Below are 23,395 nucleotides of genomic sequence, written 5' to 3' on the forward strand. Positions count from 1 at the left end.
TCATTCTCCAGAAAGGGGTGCGGTAGCGGGGAGGAGGTCCTCGTCGAGTTCGCCGCGGATGTCCTCGACGATGTAGAGGCCCCAGAGGGTGAATCCGAGGACGAGCCCGTTGATCAGCCAGTACATGATGGAGAACGGAATTCCGAGGATCTCGAAGCGAATTCCGCTGCCCCACATGTAGAGCGGCGGGAACAGAGCGAAGAGCAGAGCGAGTGCGTAGATGCCGCCGAAGAACGTGGTGATCGTCCTCCGGTCGAGGCCGCGAATGTACTCTTTCATGTGCGTCATCCTTGGTTGACTATTTTGAGAACCGAGTCGTGGACTGCTCCGTTGGAGGCAATGCCGTTGCCTCCGTCGAACTCTCGCACTCCGTCGAGCGAGGTGAACGTGCCGCCGGCCTCTTCGATGATGACCGGCATGGGGGCGAGATCGTAAGCCTGCGTGGTGTAGTCGACGATCGCTTCGGCCTGGCCGCTCGCGACCATCATGTAGCCGTACGCGTCGCCCCAGGTGCGGACGACGGCTCCGGCGGACTGGAGATCGATCAGCGCGTCGGGATGCCAGTCCTCGAGCCACGTCGCCATGACGTAGGCGCCGTCGAGTTCCGTTTTGTCCGAAACGTGCACTTGCCTGCCGTTTTTGAAGCAACCCTTGCCCCGCTCGGCGTGCATCAGGACGTCGGCGCTGGGCAGGTTGATAACGCCGGCGACGACGGTGCCGTCCTCTTCCAGCGCGATCAGGTTGGCGTACAGGGGAACTCCGTGGACGAAGGACTTGGTGCCGTCGATCGGGTCGACGATCCAGCGGTAGCCCGATGTTCCTTCTGTTTCGCCGAACTCTTCGCCGAGGAAGCTGTCGTCGGGGTAGTGCTTGGTGACTTCGGCGCGGATGTGCTGTTCGATCTCCCGATCCGCTTGCGTAACAGGGGAACCGTCCTGTTTCGCCTCGACCGTCAACGCCGCCGTATCGAACCAGCGGCGTGCGATCTCACCGGCCGAGCGGGCGAGCTCGACGCCGAGTGCGGCGCGCGCCGACCGTGAATCTTCCACAGTGGTGCCTCCCTTGTGCGGCTTCGCCGCCCGTGCGTGAATAGTTGTAGTGGGCTCGTACTTTCCGAACACGGGTAACGATCCGCGTAGACCATTTCTGGTTTTACTCATCGCGTGTGAACTGCGTGTAACACGAGTCCGGGATGAGATGACGTAGACCGCCGGCAGTGTTAATCGTGTGTAAATCTGCTGGTAGATGGTCATTTCGGGGTGTGGAGGCGGGTTAGATTGTCCTGACGTGATCGAAGGAGGTGGGCCGGTGCTGTTGAGGGAACACACCCATGCCGCTTTGCTGCGTCTTGTCGACGAGCTCGAGCAGCGATCGGTTGCCCGACTGCCGCCCGAGCGGGAGTTGGCAGAGCGTTTGGGTACCTCGCGTACGACGGTCCGCAAGGCGCTCGACCAGCTCGAACGCGACGGCGTGATTCGCCGACAGAAGGGGCGCGCAGGCGGTGCCTATCTGACGTCCGTCGCGCCGGGGTCACCGTCGCCGGAAAGCGCATGGTCGGTGTGCGAAAGCCGTCGGTTGCTCCGAAGCCTGAACACGGTCAAGGGTGTCCCACAGATGTTGCACGAGCAGGGTTTTCGCGACGGCACCAAGGTGATCTCGGCGCGGATGACGACGCCGTCGGCCGACGCAGCTCGCGTCCTCGGCGACGGGCCCGTTGTGTCGTTGCTGCGCTTACGATTTGCCGATGGAGACACGCTGTCGCTGGAGCAGATGTACCTCAGCGGAAGCATCTGTGGGCCGGTGTTGGAGACACCATTGAACTCGGTGTACGAGACGCTGCGCAGCAACCTCGGAATCTCGGTCTGCATGGCCGACGAGTCGATCGAGTTGGCCATGGTCACGCAGCCGGTCGGGTCGCTGCTGGGTCAGCCGGCGGGAACGCCGATCTTGAAGCTGGAGCGCATTGGATACGACCAGCAGGAGCGGCCCGTCGAATACTCGGTGGACCTGTTCCGGGCGGATCGGACGCGGTTGAAGGTGCGCAGCGCTACGCGCCTGTGAGGGGCTTCGCCCACGTGAGGGGCTTCGCCCATGTGTGCGGAAATACATAGCCCGCTATGTATTTCCGCGCACATGCGACGAAGTCGGCTAACAGCAATGCCCGCCGGTCTTCGGGGTTTCCGGGGCCAAGTCGAGCATCGGGTTACCGTCGAAGAACCCCGTCGGCTTCAGGTGCAGGCTGACGTGACTGACCGGCATGACGGGCCAATCCTCGGGACGCACGACGTGATGCGCGGCAATCGTCGGCCAGATGACGAGGTCGGCGTCTTCCAATGAGCGGTTCTGCGCGGTGTATTTCTCGAGACCGTCGTGGCCCGGGTTCTGCGCCACGTATTCACCGGCGGCGTAGCGCTCACGTTCGGCGTAGGGCGTCGCCCAGAGGTGCTTCGTCGCGAACCCGCCGCGGCGAGCCTGCTGCGAACCCGGTTGCGCGAGAGGCAACGCGACGGCGCCCGACGGTTCGATCTTGTACCCGATATGCCCACCGAGCTTGTTCTTCTTGTCGGCGTTGGCAATCAGCCATGTCCGCGCCTTCAACGGGTCGGCGACGCGTTGCGCCTCGGACTCGGTGGTCAATTGCCGCTTGGTTTGTCGCCACGCATTGCCGTGCGGGTTCTCCGGTCCGACGGGTACGGCCTCGGCCTCCAGCTCGTACAGATTGTTCCGCTCCCCATCGACTTTCATGTCCAGACGCACGCTGAAGAAGTGCTGGTGATGCGGCCCGTACAGACCGGGTGCGACGAGGGTGCCGAACTCCGGAGTCCGGCCGGGCTCGATCGCGCCGGTGGAGATGATGCCTGTCAGTTTGATCTCGAACTCGATCGACCCGTCGAGGTAGAGGTGCCAGTAGAACCCGTAGTCGTAGTTTCCGACCGTCGCGAAGAACGACACCACCAGGCGGCGATTGCGTCGCACCTGTCCGAGATTGTCCCGGAAGTCGGTGTGCTTCCACCCGATGCTGTAGTCCTCTTCGTGCATGCAGATCGCGTTCGGAAGCTCGATGGGCTGCCCGTCCTGATCGTTGACATATGCGTCCAAATAATGGATCTCGCCGAGGCAATCGCAGCCCAGCTGAAGCGAATTCGCAAGCACGCCGAGCCCGTATTCGCCCTCGTCGAAGACGTTCTTGTTCCATTGACTGTCGCCGGGATCGCCGTAGGGCACATACATCTCGGACAGCGACGCGCGGTGGATCACCGGTCTCACGGTGCCGCGATCGACGTAGTTGACGTCGTGCAGCACGAGCCCCTCGCGGGGTGTGAAGCCCACGCGCAGGCGCCAATTCGCCCATACGACGTAGTGGCCGTCGACCGTGAACGACGGTCCGTCCGGCTGCGTGATGTCGATGGTCTTCATCGGCGCCCGCTGCTCGGCGTAGTGCGGTACGTTGCCGGGGCGTTCGTAGAATCCGGGCAGGTAGTTGCCGGGTGACTGGGGGAGCGGCACGACGCCGGTGTCAGCGACCTCGACGACTTCCATCGTGTCCATATCGACTGTGACAACCAAGTTTTCGACGGGTCGCGCGTAGCCGTTCTCCTGTGCCTCGCTGCGGACGAACGTCAGGGGACGCGCAAGCCGTCGGCCACCGGGGTTGTCGTCGTCCATCGTGTGGCCGCTGGCCCACTTGTCGACCATCGCGAGGCTGAAGTCGGTGACGCCACGCTTGATCATCGCCTCCTGCCAGCGGGGGTCGGCCTTGATGACGTCCTCGCACTGCAGGAACTCTTCGAGGGTGATGGGCGGTTGCGCGTCGGCGATCTCGGTGTAGCTGACGACGCTGTCGGTGGTGAGGGAGACGATGGCTTCGAACGTGGCGTGGGCAGCGCGGTCACGGAGAACGATGAAGGCACGTCGGTCCGCATGTGATCGACGAAGCTGCTCTTTCGACGGCTCGTTCAGCTCGATATACACGAAACGCGCGGATGGCGTGAGGTTCTGCTCGCGGACCACGATGGCCGACGCCTGCGAAATCTCCTGCGGACTCAGCGGCTCGAGCGGGTGGACGGTGGCGGGCGCGAACGTGTCGGTCATCGAAGCTCCTGCAATCTGTTGGGACGAAACTCGGCGGGGACTCGGCGGGTGCGGACGAAGACGACGAACGCCGCCAGCGCGAGCTCGGCTGCAGCGATGGCCGACGCGGCCGTCATGCTCGGTTGGCTCGCGGCGTGGCCGGTGTGGTGATGGCCGGATGGGAACGACGAATGTGCCAGCAGCATCCCGGCGCTCGACGCCGCCACCATCACCCAGGTGCGGTTACCCGGTGACCTCCACAGGTCGACGGCGCAGAACAGGCACAGGACGGCCATGGCGACGATGGCGATCCCTGCGTCGTTCATCGTGAGGTGGAGGTACGCCGACAACACCGCAAGGGCAGCGGCGATGCGATTGATCCACACTGTCGGTCACCTCCCCGTCCGTCCTTCGTGCTTCCGACGGTAGGGGTAGACCATTTCTGGTTTTCGTCCCTTGTGTGAGGGGGGTGTTACGTAGTAGAGGTCGATCGGTGCAATAGCGGATCCGCGTAACTCTCGTGAATGGCGATGCGGTTGGAACCGGGCCGGCTGAGGACTTCCTCGATCTCTGGCAGTGTGGTCCTTGTGAGCGGAAATGTATAGCCCGCTACACATTTCCGCTCACAAGGCGCGGTCTGCGTCGGTGCGTCAGCGGATATCGAACAGGCCTGCCACCGAGTCGGCTGCCAGTTCGAGATCGAATTCCGTCGGATCGATCGTGGCGTTCTTGCGCAGGCCGAGCCACTGGCGCGACTCTTCGTGGTGTTCATGGCCCGGGTCCGCGGCCGCGGTGAGGTGGGTGTACCAACCCCACGGCCCACCCGAGTCTTCGAAGGGCGTCAAGTTCGCGCCGTCGATGCACCGCGCTCCGACGAACTCCGGGTCGGGCGGAGCGATCTCGTCGAGCTTGATCGCGTGCTCCCAACCGTCACCGAAATCGTATTCGTACGTCAGAGTGTCACCGGGTGTGCGGAGGAGAGCTCCGATGGGGACATCGTGCTCAATGCGCGCGTCACAGCCCAACTCGTCCACCCATTCGGTGGGACCGAAGATCGTCTGACCGTGATCCTCGGGGCCCGAAAGGAACTGATGAAGATGGGTGTCCTCCCAGCCGAACGCGCGCTGAAGAACGACATGCACCTCTCCGAGCGTAAGTTCGGGATCGAGTTCCAACCTACGCCAGACCGGCGGCAACGTCTCCAGCAGTCGGACGGTCACAACCAGTCGCTCGATGTCCTCCAACGGAATCGAGCCGAAAAGATCGACGGATCTCAGTGCCTCCAACACAGCTGGACGAACCCCTATTGGTACGTCGTAGACGCCATCGAGCTTAAGCCAGCCGTCGACCTCGAATTGTTGAAGCCTTCCGCGGATGATTGAATGTGCTGCAGCCTCATGAGAATTCGTGAATTGCAACTGTGATACTTCGCTCGGTGGCGTGTCTGTCATCGACCTCAAAACGATCTGAGCGGCAACGATGTTCGCGGCATGGAACGGGCCCATGGCGTCGTCGACCTCGAAGTAGCTACGAACGATGTACGTGACGGCAGCGCGGACGGCGGGCAGTGACGTCGTCTGGCTGGTGGGGACTGCGCGGGTCGACGTCAACTTGATGAGGCCGGCGCTGACCGCCGCGTCCCACAGCGTGGCCAGAGCGTGAACGTGACGCACGGTCCGGGCCGTACGTTCTCCCTCGGAGAGTTCGACGCCGACAGCGTGCGCGAACTCCTCGATCAGCGCGGGGCGAGGCACGCCCGTGCTCGTAACCGGCTTGCCGTCGCCGACCCAGGCGAGGAGGAGCCGCAGTTGTCGGACAGGTCTCAGTGCAGACAAGGCCTCGAGCTCGTGCTCGGGTGACGGTGGAGTGAGTTCGATGTCGTCGGGTGTGAGTACTTGTGGCACAACGCTGTCCAGATAGCTGGCTAGGTCCGCGACGCAATGTGCGTGGTTTTCGGCGCTGCCGGTCCAGCGACCGGTCTTCGCCAGGAACGCTAGGTAATCCAAGGCCATCGACACCATCGAGGAAGCGATGTCGGAGTCACTGGTTATGTCGTCGATGGACGCCAGAAATATGTGTGCGTCCTGAGGGAGCCACGCGGTCGGCACGAAGTCGGTATTCGTCTCGCCGATCACGGACAGAAGTGACTCGATGATCGAATTGATTCTCGCCGGGTCCTCGTCGTACCCCGTGTTTGCGAGCCACTTGTCGAATCCGTCGAGTGGGCTGACCGCGACATCGAAGAGCGGGATGACGTCGGCACCTGTTCGGCGGTTCTTGTCGGCGGTCACTCCGACAGCATAGTGACGTGCGGCGGTGCTGCAATCCGCCCTGCTCGTCGACCATCGACTGTCATTCAAATGAAGTAACTTCCCGACGTAATGAAACATTCCGACCGCGAGGTCTTATATCCCTGCGGAATTACACCCCGACAGGAATCATGGCGGCGATCAACTTCGAGTCCGAAACTGCTATCGGCGGAGACATCAACCCTGGCCTGTCGCAGAACGTCACCATCGTGTTCGACATCCCGGTCGACGCGGTACCGACGACGCTGGAGGTTCACGACTCCATGTTCTCCGGCGGCGCCGAAATCGCACTGTCGTAACAGCTCTCACGTGGGATGCCCGAAAGGTCGAGGGTGCTCGGGCATCTCACGTGGATCGTTTCGAACGGTTACACTGGGTCCCCTCCATCACGCCGTTCGAAGGGGAACGTCTCGAACTCGCCGCGATCCGCCTGCTCGAGGCTTTCGATCAACCACTTGGCGTTGGCCGGAGTCGAGAAGAGGTACATCGTCTCCATCGTCGAGCGGTATTCGGCCGCCGACATCAACACGACGTCGCCTGCTTTCGATGCGATTACAACAGGGTCCTCGTCCTTCAGGATTCGGGCCGATAGCTCGTCGAATCGAGCGAACGCCTCGACAGGATCTATCGGATCCGGGTAATGGTCGCGCCAGTCCTTCATGGCTTCATCTCACTTCCGCCCACCCACTGCAGGAGAGCCGCTCATCGTCGCATAGTCGTCGCGCGGAAGCGAGGCATTATCGGTGACCGAGGAAAGAAACTCGCCCGATCATTCGAACGAACGAATCATGAGCTTTGACATGCGCTTTCGTGATGACTCGATCGCGTTCTGTCCTGACATTCCGCGGATGTGATGCATAGTGGCCATCTGTAGTCCGAGAAGCAGGAAGTGAACCCTCGTGGGCAAAGCAGTAGCGACCGACAACGACAAGTGGATTGTCGTCGACGTCGAGACCTCAGGTCTCAAAGCCGGACGTGATCGGGTGCTCAGTGTCGCTGCGCTGACGGTCGACGAGCACGGCCGCGTCGGGCAAGAGCTTTCGACGTTGGTGAATCCCGGCTGCGATCCGGGACCGGTTCACATTCACAAGCTGACGCCCGAGCGATTGGCTGGCGCACCGAGTTTCGAAGACATCGCGCCGCGGCTGATGGAATTGCTCGACGGCCGGACAATGGTGGCACACAATGCCAGCTTCGATCATGGATTCCTGAAGCTCGAAGCGATGCGCGCAGGTCTGAATCTGCCAACGAAGCAACGGCTGTGCACGGTCGCGCTCTCCAGGCGACTTCAACTCGACCTTCCCAATCACAAACTTGCGACGTTGGCCGCGCACTGGAAAGTGCTGCAGTCCAACGCGCACGATGCGTACGACGACGCCCGCGTACTCGCCCAGATCTTCACCCACAGCTCGCGTCTGGCCAGGTCTCTCGATCTGCCTCTCCCCGTGGTGAAGTGTACCGAGCGTCTGACGCTGTATCCCGACTCGATTCCTCGTACGAACTGCGAATGGGAGAACCCGGGCCCTGTCGGCGCCGACGGCGTTCTGGTGCAAGGCATGCGGGTGGTGATCAGCGGTGACACCAGGATCCCTCGACTGCAGCTCGCTGCGCAACTGACAGCTGCGGGGCTCGACGTCATGAACTCCGTGAGTCGGTACACGAGCGTCGTCGTGTGTTCGGATCCGACGTCGGATAGCAGGAAAGTCGAACGCGCACGCGCACATGGTTTGCCGGTGATTTCCGAGGAGCGCGTCGTAGAGCTTCTTCGGTCGGTCACGCCCGGCACGCGAAAAGGTGAGCGATCGGCGCCGTCGGTTATGGTCGCACCGAGCAAGCCGACGACCGCGTCGAAGCCGTGGCAGAGCAAGCGTGTGCTGGTCGTGGGTGGATCACATGCGGAGTCGGTGCTGATGCGGTCACGTCTGATTCAGCTCGGAGCAACACCCGCAGTCAACCTAAGCGCAGGAGTGACAGACGTGTTGGTACTCGCAGGCGGCGACGGCGATCCGCGGATGCCGCGCGTCGTCGAACGCGGTCTGCCCTTGCTCACACAGGTGCTGGTCGACGGAGCGCTGGACCTCGATGAGCCGTCGCCCCCATCGTCCCCGCGTCCGACGATCGCGCCGCTTGTCCCACGCGGAGGTGTCGTCGACATCGCTCCTGATGTGTCGTCCCTGACTGTCAACAGCTCGTGGCATGCGTCGGACTCGTCACCAATCGGGGTAGACGTTGTCGCCTTCTTACTGAATGGTGACGAGCTGGTGTCGAGCGACGAGGATTTCGTCTTCTACAACGCTCCGGCCACGTCGGAGGGCTCGGTCGCCCTCACGATCGACGGTGACAGCGAGCAAGGGGTTCGCATCGACTTGTCGGTCGTACCATCGGAATGCGAGCGAATCGTCGTGGCCGCGGCGATCGAAGGCGAACGCACTTTCGGTGACGTGGGAGCGGTGTCTGTTTCTCTCGAAGGGCCTGAAACTGCGCTCGCAACAGCGGTTCTCGACGCAGCCACGACCGAGAGAACATTGTTGCTGGCTGAAATTTATCGGCGCAACGGAGCCTGGCGATTCCGTGCCGTCGGGCAGGGGTACGACGATGGTCTGGCGGAACTCGCCGTCCGATATGGCGTGGAGGTCGACGATTGATGCTTGAAATCGCACTGTCGTAACAACTCTTACGTGGGATGCATGAGGTCTGTGCGGAATTCGGCGCTAGCGGCGATGTCCCGGCCGACACGGCTCGCAACGAGGGCAGCGAACAACGAGGTCGGAGCGGGCAGTGCCCGCACGAACGCGCACGCTGAGTGCGGCGTCCAGGAGATCGCTCTCGGTGATCGGTTACTTCTCGTCTGCGAGTTCTCGGATTGCGCTAGCGACGGGTGCCCATGCTTGTTCGGGAAGGTCATGCCCGACGTCGGGCATGATCAGGGTGCGTGAACCGGAAATTTTCGACGAGATCGCGTGCGCAGCTTTCGTTTTGATGAGCGGGTCGTCTTCGCCGTGTATCACCATGGTCGGCCGCTGAATTTCGCTGATGGCGGGACCGCTCCACTGAGCGCCGATCTGTCGACTCTGTGCCTCCTGATTGTGAACCCCCGGGTCGGGATTGCTTTCCAGCGCGGCTCGCGCCGAAGCTTCGTCGAATCGGCGGCGGGGTGATGCCAGAAGTCGTGCGACTGCAAGTCCCGCTTCGATCGAACCTTCTCGGGTGTCTGGGAACTTCAGGCGCGCGAACTTCGACAGTGTTCCCAGGCGGATGTACCGGAACGTGCGGAAGCCGGTGATGTCGCCCGGAACGGACGCGATCGTGGTCAGGGAACGCACTCGGTCGGGGTGGCGGAGGGCGACGCGCTGTGCGAGGGCGCCACCTAGTGAAATTCCGAGTATGTGGGCGGTGACCCAGCCGAGTTCGTCGAGCACCGCGATGGCGTCGTCCGCCATGTCTTCGGCGGAGTATGCCTCGCCGCGTTTGGTCAGCAGTGCCGTGATGGGATTTCGTGTCGCTGTCGGCGGCAGATGCGTCGACTCGCCGCCGTCGCGCTGGTCGTAGCGCGCGACGGCAAAGCCGTGTTCGGCCAGTTGCCCACAGAATCCGTCCGGTACTGCGTGACGGTTGACGCCCAGTCCGGTTGCGATCAGTAGTGGCTCGCCGCCGAGGTGCGGCTTGAACTGATCGAAGGCGAGCCGCACCGATCCGTTGTTCGCCCATCTCCTTGGTCCCCATGCGTTGTCGTGTGTCATTTCGAGCCTCCCATTAACAGAGTTCACTGAACTCAGTTTTACCATAGGTGCGACGGAAGAGGATCGAGAGGCGGGTTACCCGAGTGGCTGAGTCCGGGAGGGAGCGACCCCTCACCACAGTGTGGGAGCGCTCGTACGGCACACGCGGACCGGCGCCGGCGCACAGCCGCGACGACGTCGCTGCCGCTGCGATCGAGCTGGCGAGTGAGAGTGGTTTGTCGGCCGTCTCCACTCGTCGGATTGCGCAGAAGCTCGGTGTGAGTCAGTCAGCGTTGTATCGCTATGTGGCGGGGCTCGACGACGTGTTCGACCTGATGGTGGATGCCGCTGTCGCCGAGATCGATCTCGATGTTCCCCTGCACGGCGATGCCGTCGGCGACCTCGTTGCGCTCGCGTCTCGCGCGAAAGCAGTGCACGTGGACAAACCGTGGTTGCTGGATGTCCCGATCGAAGCGCTGCGGATCGGGCCTCGTGGGATCGACTTTCTCGAATATGGGGTTCGCGCACTCGGGGTCGTCGACCTACCGGGTCCCGTAAAACTGCAGATCATTGCTGTGATGAATTCGCTTGTCCAACAGTTCGCTCGCGCCGAGGTCGGTGAGGGAGCGGCGCATCGGGGCCGCTTGTTGGCGCACGCGGCATATTTGCACAAGACGGCACTCGCGGGCAATCATCCGAATCTAGCTGCAGCTCTCGCTGATTCGGACAGCGACGGCACCGGTCCTGGTGAGATGTTCGAGCCCGTGATGCGTCGGATGCTCAGCGGTGTGCTGGGGCTGGACTGAAGTGGCGTCGCGGTACGGCCGCTCGGAACGGCAAGCCCGGACCCGCCGCCAGGATGTTCTGACACCGTCGATCCCGCCGACCCACAGGTCGGGGACGAGTCGGTAGCCGTCGCCCGCCCGTCGAACGAAGGTGACACCGGGACACTCGGTGTGTGCGCTGGCAATTCGGAACCGGTTTGGTCGACCTCTGCGAAACAAGCGACGCCGCGCGTCCGCAGCTGCGTCGGGGCCGACATCGAATGAACATCAATGAGCTGGTACCGAAGTCGGTATAAACGTAGCTTGACGTTCGTATATCAAGCTTTATAATCTTAAAGCTTGGTATGGTGCGTTCATGGCGAACGGTCCGACGCAGGGTGTGCCCGCTGTGGAGTTCGAATCCCGGCCGTGGCACCCGTCGGCGCATGCATCCAGAACCCAGCGTCGGTTACATGCCGGCGACTATGAAGCCGCAATCCCCGCCTCCATCGGTGATGCCGAAGTTCGGCTTTCCGTTGAACTTGTGGCGGAATCCGAAGATGCCCTCCGTGAGATCGTTCGGTTCGACGAGTACGCTTCGCGAAAACTCGGCCCATCCACCGAATTGGCACCGATGACGTCGATCCTGCTTCGCTCCGAGAGTGCTGCGTCGTCGCAGATCGAGAACCTCACCGTGGGCGCAAGGTCGCTTGCGCTGGCGGAGCTCGGCTCTCCCAGCAGTCGCAACGCGTCGATCGTCAGCGGCAACGTGCGCGCGATGGAGGCCGCTCTGGCGGCGAGTGCAACTGTGTCTGCAGAGTCCGTGTTGGAAATGCATCGTGCTTTGATGGAACCCGCCGGTGATCCCGACGCGGGTCGTTGGCGAACGCAGCAGGTTTGGATCGGTGGTTCCGATTTCGGTCCGCACCGAGCCGAATTCGTTCCGCCGCATCATGATCGGCTCGGGGCGGTGTTGGATGACTTCTTCGTATTCGCGTCGAGGACCGATCTTCCCGTTTTGCCCCACATAGCGATCGCGCATGCACAGTTCGAAACGATTCACCCGTTCACCGACGGGAATGGAAGAACCGGCAGAGCTTTGGTCCACACGATGTTGCGTCGAGCCGAGGTTGTCGAACGTGTCACTGTCCCTTTGTCTGCGGGACTGCTGACAGACACCGCGTCCTACTTCTCTAGCCTTGGTGAATACCGGACGGGGAATGTCGAGCCGATAGTCAGCAGGCTGAACACTGCGACATTCACCTCGGTAGCGAACGGGCGTGCGCTCGTCGACGATTTGGCAGCTGCACGAGATTGTTTCATAGACAGGATCGTTGCGCGTCGAGATTCGGTCGCGTGGAGACTGGTCGATGCGCTAATCGCGCAGCCGGTCATCGACAACGGTTTCGTACAAAGGGCTTTCGGTGTCAGTGACATATCCGCACAACGTGCGATCGATCGGCTCGTCGACGCAGAGATTCTGCTTCAGACGTCGAAAGGACGACGTAACCGTGTGTGGCAGGCGGACGAGATACTGGGGGCGCTCGACCGATTCACCGAACGGACCCGACGTTTTGCGACGTAGTAGCCGTTCGAGCGTCGACTGTGCTCGTGTAGTCGTCAGGTTGTCGTGTCAGCGGCGAATTTCTCTCGAATCTCGCGGCTGATCGCGCCGCGGTCGGCCACGGTGTACCCGTGTTCGCGAGCCCACGCGCGGATCACGGTGTTCGACGGTCCCGTCGCGGGTGGCTTCTTCGCGGGAAGCGTGGCTGTGGAGTTCATGGCGTCAGAGTCGCCGGAAATCCATGTCATCGCAGCGGCGAGATAGCGAAACGTCCACTCTTCGGCGAGCTTTCGAGTCTGCGCAAATACGATCGGCACCGTCGGGTAGCGAACCTGCAATTCTGCGAGACCGTCGGCGGCATCCTTGGCCGACACGAACTTCGACGCCAGCATCGTTGAATATTGATCCTCGACGACGACCGCGGCCCTCGGGAGCGACGCCAGATCGGCCATTGCGTAACGCAATCGACCCGACGTCATGCTCGACAGCAAGTCAGCCGCCGACTTCCGTTCGACCGATGCGACGATCTTGCCGTCGGACACAACCGCGTAGTCACCGCACGGAAGTGCCTGCTTCGTGGTGCGTGCGCGCTGTTGGGTGAAGCTGTACGCGTAGCGTTCGTGTGCGTCGACGACGATCTCGAGCTCCGCGATGCCCGACGCCTTCGATCGCGACGGCGCCGTGTTCGGTCTCGATTGAGTTCGGGTTCGCGGCGACTGCCAGAACACCATGTCGCGGCCGCGGGCCTTCGTGAAGACGATCTGCGATCGGTTCTCTCGACTGCGGGTGGCAACGATGTCGATCGCGGCACCGCGACGCTCGCACACCCGAAGCTCGATGCGTTCGACGATCTCGGGTTTCGTGGGCCATTCTTCGTCGGCGACGGGGTGGCAGTAGACGGCGTTGGTTCGGGGCCACACATCACGGGCCCGGAGAATCGGCACACCGGCCAGAGGGATGCGGAGTAAGTAGGGCAGCGAGGAACCCTCGTCGGGGTTCTTGGCAATCAGCAACTCCATCTTGGCGATACTGCCAGGTTCGCCGGCGTGGTCGGCTTGTTCTTGCGTCGACCGGAACCGCACCCGTCCCTGATGCGTCTAATCTGTCGACCGTCAAGACCGAGGGGGTTCGGGTGCGCAGGTGGGTGTTTGTGTTGTCTGCTGCTGCACTGCTGGTCGTCGCATGCGGTCGCGACGTCCAGCCTGAGGCCGCCGCCGAGCCGACGCGGTGGGATCCGTGCACAGTCACGGATGACGTAATCGAGGCGATGGGTCTCGATCCCAGCTCGCGGAAACAGGGGTGGCAGTCGGGGGTGGTCGTCGAAGACTGGGACCTGTGCGGGTTTCGTGCGCCTCCGACCTCGCAGTCGTATTTCTTCCACATTCGTTCCTCGGATCGGCACACCATCGAGTCGATCAGGTCCGATGATTCTCGGCTGGACCGTGTCGATCTAACTGTCAATGGGCGTGACGCGTTTCGGTATAGGACCAACGATTCGAGGGCCGTCGCTGATTGCAACGTCGCACTCCCGGTAGGGATAGGCGTAGTAGTCCTATCGGTCGACTTCGCAGGTGGGGTCGAACCGGCCGAAGATCCGTGCAAGTTGGTGGTTTCGCACGCAACGGATCTGGAACCGGTACTGCCTTCCTCAACCCAGTAGGAGCTACTGTGACCGAACCCGGTGTGCCACGCTATTGGCAAGCTCTCGCGAATGCGGCTGACAACGGACAGCTTTACCTGAACTCGGACGCAGCTGCGTCGTGCAGTCGAGCGTGTGATGAGTTCTTGGAGAAGCTGGTTGCGCACCAAGCTGCCGCGAGGCTGCTTGCCGATGTCAACGGCTTGGGTGAATTCGAGTCAGGCAGAGCGCTTCGAGTTCGGTTTGCCGAGAAGGCAGTGGGCGGCGCAAACAATCTGGTCGACGTACTTCAAAGCCACATCGACGTGGTCACCGAGATGCAAATTGTATTCAAGAAATTCTTCGCAGACACGACAGCCGTTGATACTCGGAATTCGATGGCGATGGACCAAAATGGACCGAACTGACGTCGACACCCTTGCTGCGGTTCAGCCGCGAAAGTACGACCCCGACGAAAGATCCTCTGCCAGAGTTGGACCCGTCGGCTTCCAGTCGAGCAGTGCCCGAGTCCTATCACTCGACGACGAGAGATCCATCCCGAAGAACGTGCCGGCGAATCCGAAGTGCTCCGTTGCCTTCTCCGGCGCGATCGACTGAACTGGCAACCCCAGTCCACGCCCGATGGCCTCGGCGATTTCCCTCGACGACACACTGCTCTCACCGACCGCGTGCAGACGCGAGCCCGACGGCGCCTTCTCGAGCCCGAGACGAATCATCCTGGCGGCGTCGGAGCGATGTACCGCGGCCCAACCAGTCGAACCGTCGCCGACATACCCGGAGACGCCCGTCCTGCGCGCTGCGGCGACAAGGATGGAGATGAAGCCGTAGTCGCCGTCGCCGTGAACGGTCGGCGAGAACCGCAGCGCAATCGGCTTCACGCCCCGATCCGCATAGTCCAGTGCCAGGTTTTCGGCACCGCCGCGTGGAGATTCCGGACCGATGGCAGGGGAGGCGTCGTCCTCGGTGCTCGGTCGGCCCTGCGCGAGGCCGGCGATGCCCGATGCGACAAGGAACGGACGACCGGACCCGACCAACGCGTCGCCGAGTGTCTGAACAGCAGCGCGTTCGGCGCGATTCGACTCGGCCATGTTTGCCCAGTCGTGTTTGTTCGCGAGGTGGATGACGGCGTCGGCCTCGGTAGCGCCCTTGCGCAGGCCGTCGAGGTCGTCGAGATCGCCGCGCAGTACGGCCGCACCCTTCTCGGCCAGCGTCTCTGCCGACGCATCGCTGCGAGCGAGCCCGGTGACGTCATAGCCGTGCGCGAGCAGCTCGTCGACTGCGGCCGAACCGATCCAACCCGACGCTCCGGTGACGAAAACACGCATGAAGTTCTCCTATCGAAAGCTCGTCGTAAGGCGAGCGGATGATGTCAGCGACTGACGTCGGTGACTGACATCAGCGTACACGTTGGTGTCAGTCGCTGTCATCATTAGGATGCTTCCCATGGTCCGATGGGAACCGGGTGCGAAAGAACGCCTGCGCGCAGCCGCGCTCGATCTGTACGCCGAGCGCGGATTCGAACAGACGACGGCGACGGACATCGCGCAGGTCGCCGGCGTCACGGAACGGACGTTCTTTCGGCACTTCGCCGACAAACGCGAAGTGCTGTTCGACGGCCAGGAGCAGCTCCAGGCGGTCTTCGTCGAGGCGGTATCCAAGGCATCCGTCGAGGCGGCAACCATCGAGGTCGTCGCGCAGGCAGTTGCGTCGGGAGGCTCGTTTTTCGACGACGACCAACGGCCGCATTCGCGTACACGACAAACCGTCATCGACGCGAATCCTGGCCTGCAGGAACGAGAGTTGCTCAAACTGGCGGCGCTGGCGCGCGCAGTGGCGTCGGCGCTCACCGACCGTGGTGTGTCGGAGCCGAAGGCTGTGTTGGCCGCGGAAATCGGCGTGGCGGTCTTCGGTGTCGCCTTTCGGCAGTGGATCGCCGACGGCGAGCGTCGGTCTCTCGATGACATCGCAAAGGACCTGTTCCGCGACTTGACGGACCTTACGTCCAAAGCCTGAACCGCGTCGGTGCTTTCCGGTACCTTCCCCGCATGCGACCATTGCGCTACTCCATCAACGTCACGCTCGACGGCTGCATCGACCACACGGCGGTGACACCGGATCCGGAGATGCATCAGCACTCGGCGGACATCATCGCCCGCGCCGACGCGCTCATCCTCGGTCGAGTGACTTACCAGATGATGGAAGAGGCGTGGCGTGAACCCGGGCCCGAGATGCCCGAGTGGACGCAGCCGTTCGCCACGGCAATCGGCGCGAAGAAGAAGTATGTCGTGTCGAACACGCTTACAAGCGTCGACTGGAATTCCGAGCTGGTGCGAAAAAATCTGAAAGAGACTGTGCAGCAACTGAAACAACAGTCCGGTGAGGGTCTGTATGTCGGCGGCGTGACTCTACCGACGGCGTTGGCCGAGATGGGATTGATCGACGAGTACGAGTTCATCGTCCATCCCCGGATCGTCGGCCACGGGCGAACGCTGTTCGAAGGGATGAAGACGCCCCTGGATCTCGTGCCCGTCGGGCGTCAGGAATTCGCGTCGGGTGCGGTGTCGCTCAGGTACGAACCGAAACTCGGAACTGGGGCCGAGTAGTCCTCCAACCACCTGAAGTCGATGCGTAGCGGCGTGATTTGCTTCCTCGCCAACCACATGGGTGAACCATCCGGTTGCGTTGCGTACAACCCCCTCGCGGAAGACACGACTCGTTCGTAATTGACGGGCCAATTGATTTCGGAAGCGAGGGCAGCGATGCGCGTTTGCCCGCGGTCGAGCGCCCGAATGACATGTGACCGGTCGGGTAGCAGCTGCGACTTGCTCGAGTTGCAGGCTGGACAGGCGATGACCAGGTTCGCGAGTCCGTCGATTCCCACCCGCGACCACGGCAGAACATGGTCGACGTGTGCATCCGTCGTGACGCGAGTGAAGCAGTAGAAGCACGTGGGGCCGAAATCCTCCATGAGCACTCGTCGCGGGCGATCCAGGCCGACCCGGTCGCTCCCGAACAGATGCGCCTCCAGGTCCGCAACGTTCTCGTCGAGAAAATGATTCTTGCGACGCACGTCCGCGACCCACGCCAACATCAACGCGGGCTTCAACAGGCCCGACAGCTGTGCGAGCGAGAAGCACACGCCCGGATAGAGCACGATGCGATTACCGTGTGCGCGCACGCTCGACAGGCTTACTTTGTCGGTCAGCCAGCTGTCGTCGAAAAGAAATGTGTCGCTGTGTAACTGGCCGGGAACACGCTGTAATCGGAACAGCGGTTGAGTGACCAGCGTCCGCTTCACCTTCTCGATCGTCGTGCCGAACAGGTCCGGGCGTCGCTGAGCTGCAATGTCGAGCGACACGTACGAGCCGCCTACCCGGGTAGCCACAGCGAGGTCACGAACAGAATCAGGAATGGTTGCTGTGGAGTTCGTGGACTGTCTTAAGTAGTGACCCTCGAAATCCCTGACTTGGCGCCAGTAGAGCCGAATTACGCGCTCGGCGAGATCGTCCAAATCCACCGGCACTGCGGCGTTTCGGTCGTCCGGCACGTTCTCGACCGCGAATTCGACCAACGCAACGAGCACCGCAAGCTTGTACGTCGCAGTACGGGCACCCGTGTCGAGGACGTTCATGAGGTGCTGACCGAGCACGAGTGGGTCGGACGGCGGGGGAAGCGTCATACGTGCAAACTACTTCCCATGGGCAAACTTGTTCGTGATCTCATCCCGTCGATCATCGAAGCGTCGGGTCGTCGACCGGAGGTGCGTGTGCTCGACGGCGATGAGTACCTGGCAGCTCTGACCGACAAACTGTTCGAGGAGGCACGGGAATTCCAAGCGGCAGATACCACCGACAAACCCGAGGAGCTTGCCGACGTGTTGGAAGTGGTGCGGGCACTCGCAGCGAGTATCGGCCTCGGTGTCACTGAACTCGAAGCTCTCGCAGACAAGAAGCGAGTCGAGCGAGGAGGGTTCGTCGAACGCGTGTGGCTCGAACGATCCGTTCACGGGAGGGCCGCTACGCGACCCGTGCGCGGAAAGTTGGTCCCTGGCCCAACTTTCCGCGCACGGGCGGCGCAGCCGCACTAAATTTCGACGACCGTCAGCCCACCTTCCGCGTGCGTGCTCCGCAGCCGCTTCTTGTCGTACTTCCCGACGCTTGTCTTGGGCACCTCGTCGATGAACGTCCACCGCTCCGGCAACTGCCAGTGCGCGACGCGGCCGTCGAGGAACTTCTTGAGCTCGTCTGCAGTGATGCTCGCACCGTCGCGTACGACGACGGCAACCAGCGGTCGCTCGTCCCACTTTGCGTCGGGGACACCGATGACCGCAGCCTCACGCACGTCGGGATGTTCCATGACGTGGTTCTCCAACTCGACCGACGAGATCCACTCGCCGCCGGACTTGATGATGTCCTTGGCGCGGTCGGTCAGCGTCAGGTAGCCGCGTGACGAGATGGTGCCGACGTCACCTGTGCGCAGCCACCCGTCGTCGAACTTGTCCGACGCGTCGTTGCGGTAGTAGCTGCCCGTGATCCACGGCCCACGAACTTCGAGTTCGCCGACGCTCGTTCCGTCCCAGGGCAGTTCGGTGCCTGCGTCGTCGACGATTCTCGCCCGGACAGCAGCGATGAATCGCCCTTGCGTGCAGCGCAAGTCGAACTCTTCCTCCGGCGACAGTCCGACGTCGGGCCTGCCTGACGTACCGACCGGCGAGGTCTCGGTCATGCCCCACGCCTGTGTGATGTGTACGCCGTACTCCTCGTGGAACGCCCGCATCAGCGACGGGGGGCAGGCACTTCCGCCGACCAACACGTCGCGCAGACACGACAGGTCGACCGGGTGCTCGGCGAGATGCGCATACAGGGCCTGCCAGATGGTCGGGACCGCCGCGGCCGCCGTCGGACGCAGCGTCGCGATCATGTCGGCAAGGGGAGCGGGCTGCAGATACTTGTCGGGCATGATCATCGACGCACCGACCATCAGCGCCGCATACGGCAGACCCCACGACATCGCGTGGAACATCGGAACGATCGCGAGCACCTTGTCGGACTGCGCCAGTCCCATGGTGTCCGACATGCACGCCTGCATCGAGTGCAACCAGATCGAGCGATGCGAGTACACGACGCCCTTCGGATCGCCAGTAGTTCCGGACGTGTAACACATAGCGGCGGCGGATCTTTCGTCGAGCTCTGGCCAGTCGAAAGCCTCGGGCTTGCCGTCGAGCAGGGCATCGTAGTTCAGCACCTCGATGTGAGACGGCGCCTGCACGTCCGCCGGGTCGGCGCCGACGACAACTAGATAGCGGACGGTCGGCATCTGGGGAAGCAACGGCGTCAGGAGGGGGAGCAGGCTGGCGTCGGCGATGATCACTCGGTCTTCGGCGTGCTCGGCGATGTAAACGAGCTGTTCGGGGAACAGTCGGATGTTGAGGGTGTGCAACACCGCCCCCATCGCGGGCACGGCCATGTAGGCCTCCATGTGTGCCGCGTTGTTCCACATGAACGTGGCGACGCGTTGGTCGTCGTCGATTCCGATGGAACGTAGGCCGTGCGCGAGTTGCGCTGCGCGTCGGCCCAATTGGGCGAAAGTGACAGTGCTGGGACCGTCGTCACCCCAAGTGGTGATCCGGGCGTCGGCGTGAATCGTCGTCCCGAAGCGGACCAGCTGGCCGATCGACAGAGGGGTGTCCTGCATCGTGCTCTTCATGTACGTCCTGTTCCTCCGGTGCTCGATGTGGTGCGCATCACAGAGTGCACACTACGGAACCGAACGAACGAGGCGGCAGTTTCAGTGGATCCGGGTGCGTAACGTTGTGGCATGACAGCATCGTTGGAATCATTGGGCGACGAGGCCTTCGTTTCGTTGACCACCTTTCGCCGGTCGGGAGAGCCCGTCTCGACACCCGTGTGGGTCGCGCGCGACGGTGACACGCTGGTCGTCACGACGCCGGCCGAGACCGGCAAGGTCAAGCGCATCAGAAACTCGGGCCGCGTCGAGCTGCGGCCGTGCACCCGGCGCGGCAAGGTGGCCGACGACGCCGTCGCGCTGCAGGGGCACGCGGTCATCGTCGCCGGCAATGCCGCCGATCGGGCCACCGAGAAGATCAAGAAGAAGTACGGTCTCGAATACCGCATCCTGCAGGTGCTCGAGCCGCTGATCGCCCGCGGACGGAAGGAACGGGTGATTTTGTCGATCACCACAGGGTGAATTGTGGCCGACCGGCGGCGGGAGGCCACGGCGTCGGACACGATGCTGCACATGACGTCGTCCGATACAGATGTCCTGGTGGTGGGGGCAGGGCCGGTGGGTTTGGTGCTGGCGGTCGAGTTGGCGCGCCGAGGGGTCGCGACCAGGATCATCGATCGCCGCACCGAACCGACCGACGAATCGCGAGCCGTGGTCGTGCATGCGCGCAGCCTGGAGATGATGGACGCGATGGGCGTCGTCGACGCGATCGTCGATTCCGGCCGCCGGACCACTGCGTTGCACTTCCACGCCGATGGGAAAATGCTGGCCGACGTCCCGCTCGATACCGTCGACAGTCCGTATCCCTTCTCGGTGACGACGGCGCAGACCGAAACCGAACGCATTATTACCGCCCGGCTTCGGGAGCTGGGCGTCGAGATCGAGCGGGGAGTCGAGCTGATCGACTTCACGCAGGACGGCGCGTCGGTGCAGGCGTTCACGTCGACCGGCAGCATCACGTGTCGCTACCTGGCCGGGACGGACGGGGCGTCGAGCACCGTTCGGCATCATCTCGGCCAGAAGCTGGAAGGCTCCTTCAAGGGCGAGCGGTTCCTGATGGGTGACGTCGACGCGACCTACGACCTGGATCGACGGGCGATGCACATGTTCGCGTCGTCGGGTGGTGGTCCGGCGCTCATCTTCCCGATGATGGGTGATCGTGTTCGGGTGATTGCCGAAATCGACGCCGCGGATCGAGACCGTGAGGCGACGATGGAGTGGCTACAGCAGGTGTGCGACGAGCGTGGTCTCGGCGCCCAGCTCCGCTCACCGCGATGGCTGACGACGTTCGAGATCCATCACGCGCAGGTCTCGCGGTATCGAACCGGCCGAGTGTTCCTCGCCGGCGACGCGGCACACGTGCACAGCCCAGCGGGTGGGCAAGGCATGAACACGGGCATGCAAGACGCATTCAATCTCGGTTGGAAACTTGCTGCAGCAGTGATGGATACGGCGTCGGAGAAATTGCTCGACAGCTACCACGACGAACGCCACCCCGTCGCTGCGCACGTCATCGGCGAGACGACGCTGATCACACATGGCGCCACGATGACGTCGAAAGTTGCACGGGGCGTGCGCAATCGGCTCGTGCACGTCGTCGGAGGTGAGCGATTCGCGCAGCGGCGCATTGCCGACGAGATGGAGGAATACTCGATTTCGTACGTGCACAGCCCGATCGTTCGGAAGGGCCTGCATGCGCGAGTGAAGGCGGGGGAGGCCGCGCCCGCAGTGGTGGGGACCGAGTTGTGGCCGTACCTCGTGAAAACGCGTCGAGCACGGCCGTCGGACCATGTTCTGCTCGTCGTGAAGGCTGACACGCAACCGATTTCGATACCCGGTACGACGGCAGTAGCAGTGTGGGACGACGAGATCGCCGAGCGATACGGTCTGCAGGAGCACGGCGGCATCGTCGTCATCCGACCCGACGGATACATCGCAACGGTGACGCGGGTGGATGATGTCGCGGCCATCGAGTCGGCGCTGGCGTTGTCGACGACGGAGCCCGAACCGGTCTGACGGTATTCTCGCGTGGGTGAGAAAGTTTCGGCGCAGGCTCGTTCAGGTCGTAGGCGTACTGGTTGCGCTTGCCGTTGCCGTCATCGCTGCGTCGACGGCGTGGGTCGCGCATGCGGCATCCGGACGTGTGCACGATGTGGCCGACGCGCCGGAAGCTCCGGTGGTCATCGTGCTCGGTGCCGTGGTGCACGGCGGCAAGCCGGGCGGATTCCTGTCCGGGCGACTCGACGCGGCGATCGCGTTGGTGGAGTCCGGCAAGGCCAAGGCAATTCTGGTCAGCGGGAACCGGGACGGCATATCGGGCAACGAAATCGACGCCATGACCGAGTATCTGGTCGACGCCGGAATCGACCGAGGCATCATCGTGAGTGACGACTACGGAATCGACACGTACGACTCGTGTGTCCGGGCCGCGACGACGTTCGGCGTCACCAAGGCGTTGGTCGTCAGCCAGCCGTTGCACGTGTCGCGGGCCGTCGCGCTGTGCCGCGACGTGGGAATCGACGCCGACGGAGTCACCGCCGGCTGCGAATGCGGATGGCTGCCGGAATGGCGCAACTACGCGCGAGAATTGCTGGCGCGCCCCAAAGTTGCGCTGGACCTGCTGTCGGGAAGGCCTCCGGCAGTGGTGTCGGAGCCAGACGAGTCGTTGCGCGTGGCGGTGCGCTAGAACGCTACCTCACGCGCGGTCTTGAAATCCGAGTCGCCGAGAGATGGTCAGGGCGCCGTCGACCAAAGCCTCGGCCAACTCCGTCCTACGGGGCTGCTCGAAGTTGGAGAGGAACCCTCCGAAACTCAACGCAGCGACCGGTCGCCGCGCGCGGTCGAAGATGCAGGCGCCCAGAGCCGCGACCCCCGGGGTGACGTCCTCGAGGCTGATCGCGTAGCCGCGGGCACGGGTGTCGGCGAGGATCCGGCGGAGCGTCGGTTCGTCGACGTCCTGTCCCAGCGGCGTCGTGAGTGGTCCCGATGAGAGCAGTCGCGGCAGCAACGTGTCCTCGAGTTCGGCGAGCAACGCCACGGGCGCGCCGCCGATGAACAGCGGGAGAGATCTGCCGACGGACAGCGACATGACGCGTACGGGACGACTGCTTTCGATGAGGTCCAGGCAGACCGCTCTCGTGCCGTCCGGTACGACGAGGTACACGTTCTCGTCGAAGCGCGCTGCCAGATCGGACATCACATGACTGGCTTCGGTGCGGAGGTCGAAGCTGCCGAGAACACTGGACGCGAGTTCGAAGACGCGCAGTGTCATCTTGTAGTCGCCCGTCGACGTTCGTTCGAGCCAGCCGGTGAGCTCGAGTGTCGCGAGTACCCGATGCGTCGTCGTGCGCGTGTAGCCGCACCGTTTCACCAGTTCGTTGATGGAGAGTTCGGGGGATTCGCGGTCGAACGCCTCGAGAATGCGGGTCGCTTTGACGACCGACGCAATGTGATTCTTCGGATCGATCTCGAGCTCGGGGATAGCAGGCATCGGACTTCCTCGGTGTGACCGTTGACACTTCGACGGCCCTGTGAGACCGTTCTCTCGGATTCCGGACAGGCTATCCGGATTCCGGACAACATGC

General features: G+C 62.9%; 25 protein-coding genes. 13 read left to right on the plus strand and 12 right to left on the minus strand.

Annotated elements, in window-relative coordinates:
• Both A3K89_RS21490 and A3K89_RS21495 read right to left on the minus strand, forming a co-directional pair.
• Positions 1–279, minus strand: coding sequence for a hypothetical protein (locus tag A3K89_RS21490; RefSeq protein WP_068430596.1), 279 nt, complete (start codon positions 277–279; stop codon positions 1–3).
• 5 nt (positions 280–284) lie between these two features.
• Complete coding sequence (locus A3K89_RS21495; protein ID WP_068430428.1) at positions 285–1,049, minus strand: inositol monophosphatase family protein; 765 nt, start codon at positions 1,047–1,049, stop codon at positions 285–287.
• Between the two features lie 259 nt (positions 1,050–1,308).
• Here A3K89_RS21495 and A3K89_RS21500 point away from each other — a divergent pair, with 259 nt between their 5' ends.
• Positions 1,309–2,061 (plus strand): GntR family transcriptional regulator, encoded by a 753-nt coding sequence (locus A3K89_RS21500; protein ID WP_068430431.1) that lies wholly within the window; start codon positions 1,309–1,311, stop codon positions 2,059–2,061.
• An 87-nt stretch (positions 2,062–2,148) separates the two neighbouring features.
• Here the strand turns inward: A3K89_RS21500 and A3K89_RS21505 are convergent, their stop codons facing one another.
• From A3K89_RS21505 to A3K89_RS21515, 3 genes are all read right to left on the minus strand, one after another.
• Positions 2,149–4,092, minus strand: a complete 1,944-nt coding sequence (locus tag A3K89_RS21505) for a primary-amine oxidase (RefSeq protein ID WP_068430434.1) — start codon at positions 4,090–4,092, stop codon at positions 2,149–2,151.
• Positions 4,089–4,457: a hypothetical protein gene (locus tag A3K89_RS21510; RefSeq protein WP_068430437.1), complete on the minus strand. Its 369-nt coding sequence runs from the start codon at positions 4,455–4,457 to the stop codon at positions 4,089–4,091. Before A3K89_RS21510 ends, A3K89_RS21505 begins: the two co-directional genes overlap by 4 nt.
• Before the next feature lie 264 nt (positions 4,458–4,721).
• On the minus strand, positions 4,722–6,362 hold the full coding sequence (locus A3K89_RS21515; RefSeq protein ID WP_068430439.1) for a plasmid pRiA4b ORF-3 family protein: 1,641 nt from the start codon (positions 6,360–6,362) through the stop codon (positions 4,722–4,724).
• Positions 6,363–6,511: 149 nt separating this feature from the next.
• On the opposite strand from A3K89_RS21515, the gene A3K89_RS25600 reads away from it, so the two are divergent.
• Positions 6,512–6,679, plus strand: a complete 168-nt coding sequence (locus tag A3K89_RS25600) for a DUF4352 domain-containing protein (RefSeq protein ID WP_084423947.1) — start codon at positions 6,512–6,514, stop codon at positions 6,677–6,679.
• 68 nt (positions 6,680–6,747) lie between these two features.
• Here A3K89_RS25600 and A3K89_RS21520 read toward each other — a convergent pair whose 3' ends face one another.
• Positions 6,748–7,041, minus strand: coding sequence for a type II toxin-antitoxin system Phd/YefM family antitoxin (locus A3K89_RS21520; RefSeq protein WP_084423949.1), 294 nt, complete (start codon positions 7,039–7,041; stop codon positions 6,748–6,750).
• Between the two features lie 238 nt (positions 7,042–7,279).
• Between A3K89_RS21520 and A3K89_RS21525 the strand changes: the two genes are divergently transcribed.
• Positions 7,280–9,025, plus strand: a complete 1,746-nt coding sequence (locus A3K89_RS21525) for a TerD family protein (protein ID WP_068430442.1) — start codon at positions 7,280–7,282, stop codon at positions 9,023–9,025.
• 192 nt (positions 9,026–9,217) lie between these two features.
• Here the strand turns inward: A3K89_RS21525 and A3K89_RS21530 are convergent, their stop codons facing one another.
• Positions 9,218–10,120 (minus strand): alpha/beta fold hydrolase, encoded by a 903-nt coding sequence (locus A3K89_RS21530; RefSeq protein WP_068430446.1) that lies wholly within the window; start codon positions 10,118–10,120, stop codon positions 9,218–9,220.
• An 83-nt stretch (positions 10,121–10,203) separates the two neighbouring features.
• Here A3K89_RS21530 and A3K89_RS21535 point away from each other — a divergent pair, with 83 nt between their 5' ends.
• Positions 10,204–10,905 carry a TetR/AcrR family transcriptional regulator gene (locus A3K89_RS21535; protein WP_068430449.1) on the plus strand — a complete coding sequence of 234 codons (702 nt, stop codon included), beginning with the start codon at positions 10,204–10,206 and terminating at the stop codon, positions 10,903–10,905.
• 334 nt (positions 10,906–11,239) lie between these two features.
• Entirely contained in the window at positions 11,240–12,448 is a 1,209-nt protein-coding gene (locus A3K89_RS21540; protein WP_068430452.1) for a Fic family protein, read from the plus strand.
• A gap of 35 nt (positions 12,449–12,483) precedes the next feature.
• Here A3K89_RS21540 and A3K89_RS21545 read toward each other — a convergent pair whose 3' ends face one another.
• Positions 12,484–13,446: an ERCC4 domain-containing protein gene (locus tag A3K89_RS21545; protein ID WP_068430601.1), complete on the minus strand. Its 963-nt coding sequence runs from the start codon at positions 13,444–13,446 to the stop codon at positions 12,484–12,486.
• Between the two features lie 131 nt (positions 13,447–13,577).
• Between A3K89_RS21545 and A3K89_RS26750 the strand changes: the two genes are divergently transcribed.
• Both A3K89_RS26750 and A3K89_RS21555 read left to right on the plus strand, forming a co-directional pair.
• Complete coding sequence (locus A3K89_RS26750; protein WP_367946715.1) at positions 13,578–14,087, plus strand: DUF3558 domain-containing protein; 510 nt, start codon at positions 13,578–13,580, stop codon at positions 14,085–14,087.
• A gap of 8 nt (positions 14,088–14,095) precedes the next feature.
• A complete protein-coding gene (locus A3K89_RS21555; protein WP_068430457.1) occupies positions 14,096–14,473 on the plus strand; it encodes a hypothetical protein in 378 nt (125 codons plus the stop codon).
• A 21-nt stretch (positions 14,474–14,494) separates the two neighbouring features.
• Here the strand turns inward: A3K89_RS21555 and A3K89_RS21560 are convergent, their stop codons facing one another.
• Positions 14,495–15,391 (minus strand): SDR family oxidoreductase, encoded by an 897-nt coding sequence (locus tag A3K89_RS21560; RefSeq protein WP_068430460.1) that lies wholly within the window; start codon positions 15,389–15,391, stop codon positions 14,495–14,497.
• Between the two features lie 118 nt (positions 15,392–15,509).
• Between A3K89_RS21560 and A3K89_RS21565 the strand changes: the two genes are divergently transcribed.
• Both A3K89_RS21565 and A3K89_RS21570 read left to right on the plus strand, forming a co-directional pair.
• Complete coding sequence (locus tag A3K89_RS21565; RefSeq protein WP_068430463.1) at positions 15,510–16,079, plus strand: TetR family transcriptional regulator; 570 nt, start codon at positions 15,510–15,512, stop codon at positions 16,077–16,079.
• 32 nt (positions 16,080–16,111) lie between these two features.
• Positions 16,112–16,669: a dihydrofolate reductase family protein gene (locus A3K89_RS21570; protein ID WP_068430465.1), complete on the plus strand. Its 558-nt coding sequence runs from the start codon at positions 16,112–16,114 to the stop codon at positions 16,667–16,669.
• Here the strand turns inward: A3K89_RS21570 and A3K89_RS21575 are convergent.
• Positions 16,603–17,745, minus strand: a complete 1,143-nt coding sequence (locus tag A3K89_RS21575; protein WP_068430468.1) for an HNH endonuclease — start codon at positions 17,743–17,745, stop codon at positions 16,603–16,605. The genes A3K89_RS21570 and A3K89_RS21575 overlap by 67 nt on opposite strands.
• An 18-nt stretch (positions 17,746–17,763) precedes the next feature.
• Here A3K89_RS21575 and A3K89_RS21580 point away from each other — a divergent pair, with 18 nt between their 5' ends.
• On the plus strand, positions 17,764–18,153 hold the full coding sequence (locus A3K89_RS21580; protein ID WP_068430470.1) for a nucleoside triphosphate pyrophosphohydrolase: 390 nt from the start codon (positions 17,764–17,766) through the stop codon (positions 18,151–18,153).
• Here A3K89_RS21580 and A3K89_RS21585 read toward each other — a convergent pair.
• Positions 18,150–19,772, minus strand: coding sequence for a long-chain fatty acid--CoA ligase (locus A3K89_RS21585; RefSeq protein WP_068430473.1), 1,623 nt, complete (start codon positions 19,770–19,772; stop codon positions 18,150–18,152). The two genes, A3K89_RS21580 and A3K89_RS21585, sit on opposite strands and share 4 nt — an antisense overlap.
• A 111-nt stretch (positions 19,773–19,883) precedes the next feature.
• On the opposite strand from A3K89_RS21585, the gene A3K89_RS21590 reads away from it, so the two are divergent.
• From A3K89_RS21590 to A3K89_RS21600, 3 genes are read left to right on the plus strand one after another with little or no spacing between them, the layout of a single operon-like run.
• Positions 19,884–20,273: a PPOX class F420-dependent oxidoreductase gene (locus A3K89_RS21590; RefSeq protein ID WP_068430476.1), complete on the plus strand. Its 390-nt coding sequence runs from the start codon at positions 19,884–19,886 to the stop codon at positions 20,271–20,273.
• 51 nt (positions 20,274–20,324) lie between these two features.
• Complete coding sequence (locus A3K89_RS21595; RefSeq protein ID WP_254303622.1) at positions 20,325–21,827, plus strand: FAD-dependent monooxygenase; 1,503 nt, start codon at positions 20,325–20,327, stop codon at positions 21,825–21,827.
• 16 nt (positions 21,828–21,843) lie between these two features.
• Positions 21,844–22,497: a SanA/YdcF family protein gene (locus tag A3K89_RS21600; protein WP_068430479.1), complete on the plus strand. Its 654-nt coding sequence runs from the start codon at positions 21,844–21,846 to the stop codon at positions 22,495–22,497.
• 9 nt (positions 22,498–22,506) lie between these two features.
• On the opposite strand, the gene A3K89_RS21605 is transcribed toward A3K89_RS21600, so the two are convergent.
• The gene (locus A3K89_RS21605; RefSeq protein ID WP_068430482.1) at positions 22,507–23,301 is read right to left on the minus strand and encodes an IclR family transcriptional regulator; all 795 of its coding nucleotides are present in this window, start codon (positions 23,299–23,301) and stop codon (positions 22,507–22,509) included.
• Positions 23,302–23,395: the final 94 nt, after the last annotated feature.

Origin of the sequence: Rhodococcoides kyotonense, assembly GCF_001645385.1 — a bacterium.
GTDB lineage: Bacteria > Actinomycetota > Actinomycetes > Mycobacteriales > Mycobacteriaceae > Rhodococcoides > Rhodococcoides kyotonensis_B.

Coding starts and splice junctions, on each gene's coding strand:
- A3K89_RS21520 (WP_084423949.1), bottom strand. CDS start 7,041: ATGAAGGACTGGCGCGACCATTACCCGGATCCGATAGATCCTGTCGAG.
- A3K89_RS21575 (WP_068430468.1), bottom strand. CDS start 17,745: ATGACGCTTCCCCCGCCGTCCGACCCACTCGTGCTCGGTCAGCACCTC.
- A3K89_RS21545 (WP_068430601.1), bottom strand. CDS start 13,446: ATGGAGTTGCTGATTGCCAAGAACCCCGACGAGGGTTCCTCGCTGCCC.
- A3K89_RS21605 (WP_068430482.1), bottom strand. CDS start 23,301: ATGCCTGCTATCCCCGAGCTCGAGATCGATCCGAAGAATCACATTGCG.
- A3K89_RS21560 (WP_068430460.1), bottom strand. CDS start 15,391: ATGCGTGTTTTCGTCACCGGAGCGTCGGGTTGGATCGGTTCGGCCGCA.
- A3K89_RS21490 (WP_068430596.1), bottom strand. CDS start 279: ATGAAAGAGTACATTCGCGGCCTCGACCGGAGGACGATCACCACGTTC.
- A3K89_RS21505 (WP_068430434.1), bottom strand. CDS start 4,092: ATGACCGACACGTTCGCGCCCGCCACCGTCCACCCGCTCGAGCCGCTG.
- A3K89_RS21595 (WP_254303622.1), top strand. CDS start 20,325: ATGACGTCGTCCGATACAGATGTCCTGGTGGTGGGGGCAGGGCCGGTG.
- A3K89_RS21580 (WP_068430470.1), top strand. CDS start 17,764: ATGGGCAAACTTGTTCGTGATCTCATCCCGTCGATCATCGAAGCGTCG.
- A3K89_RS25600 (WP_084423947.1), top strand. CDS start 6,512: ATGGCGGCGATCAACTTCGAGTCCGAAACTGCTATCGGCGGAGACATC.
- A3K89_RS21565 (WP_068430463.1), top strand. CDS start 15,510: ATGGTCCGATGGGAACCGGGTGCGAAAGAACGCCTGCGCGCAGCCGCG.
- A3K89_RS21530 (WP_068430446.1), bottom strand. CDS start 10,120: ATGACACACGACAACGCATGGGGACCAAGGAGATGGGCGAACAACGGA.
- A3K89_RS21590 (WP_068430476.1), top strand. CDS start 19,884: ATGACAGCATCGTTGGAATCATTGGGCGACGAGGCCTTCGTTTCGTTG.
- A3K89_RS21585 (WP_068430473.1), bottom strand. CDS start 19,772: ATGAAGAGCACGATGCAGGACACCCCTCTGTCGATCGGCCAGCTGGTC.
- A3K89_RS21540 (WP_068430452.1), top strand. CDS start 11,240: ATGGCGAACGGTCCGACGCAGGGTGTGCCCGCTGTGGAGTTCGAATCC.
- A3K89_RS21570 (WP_068430465.1), top strand. CDS start 16,112: ATGCGACCATTGCGCTACTCCATCAACGTCACGCTCGACGGCTGCATC.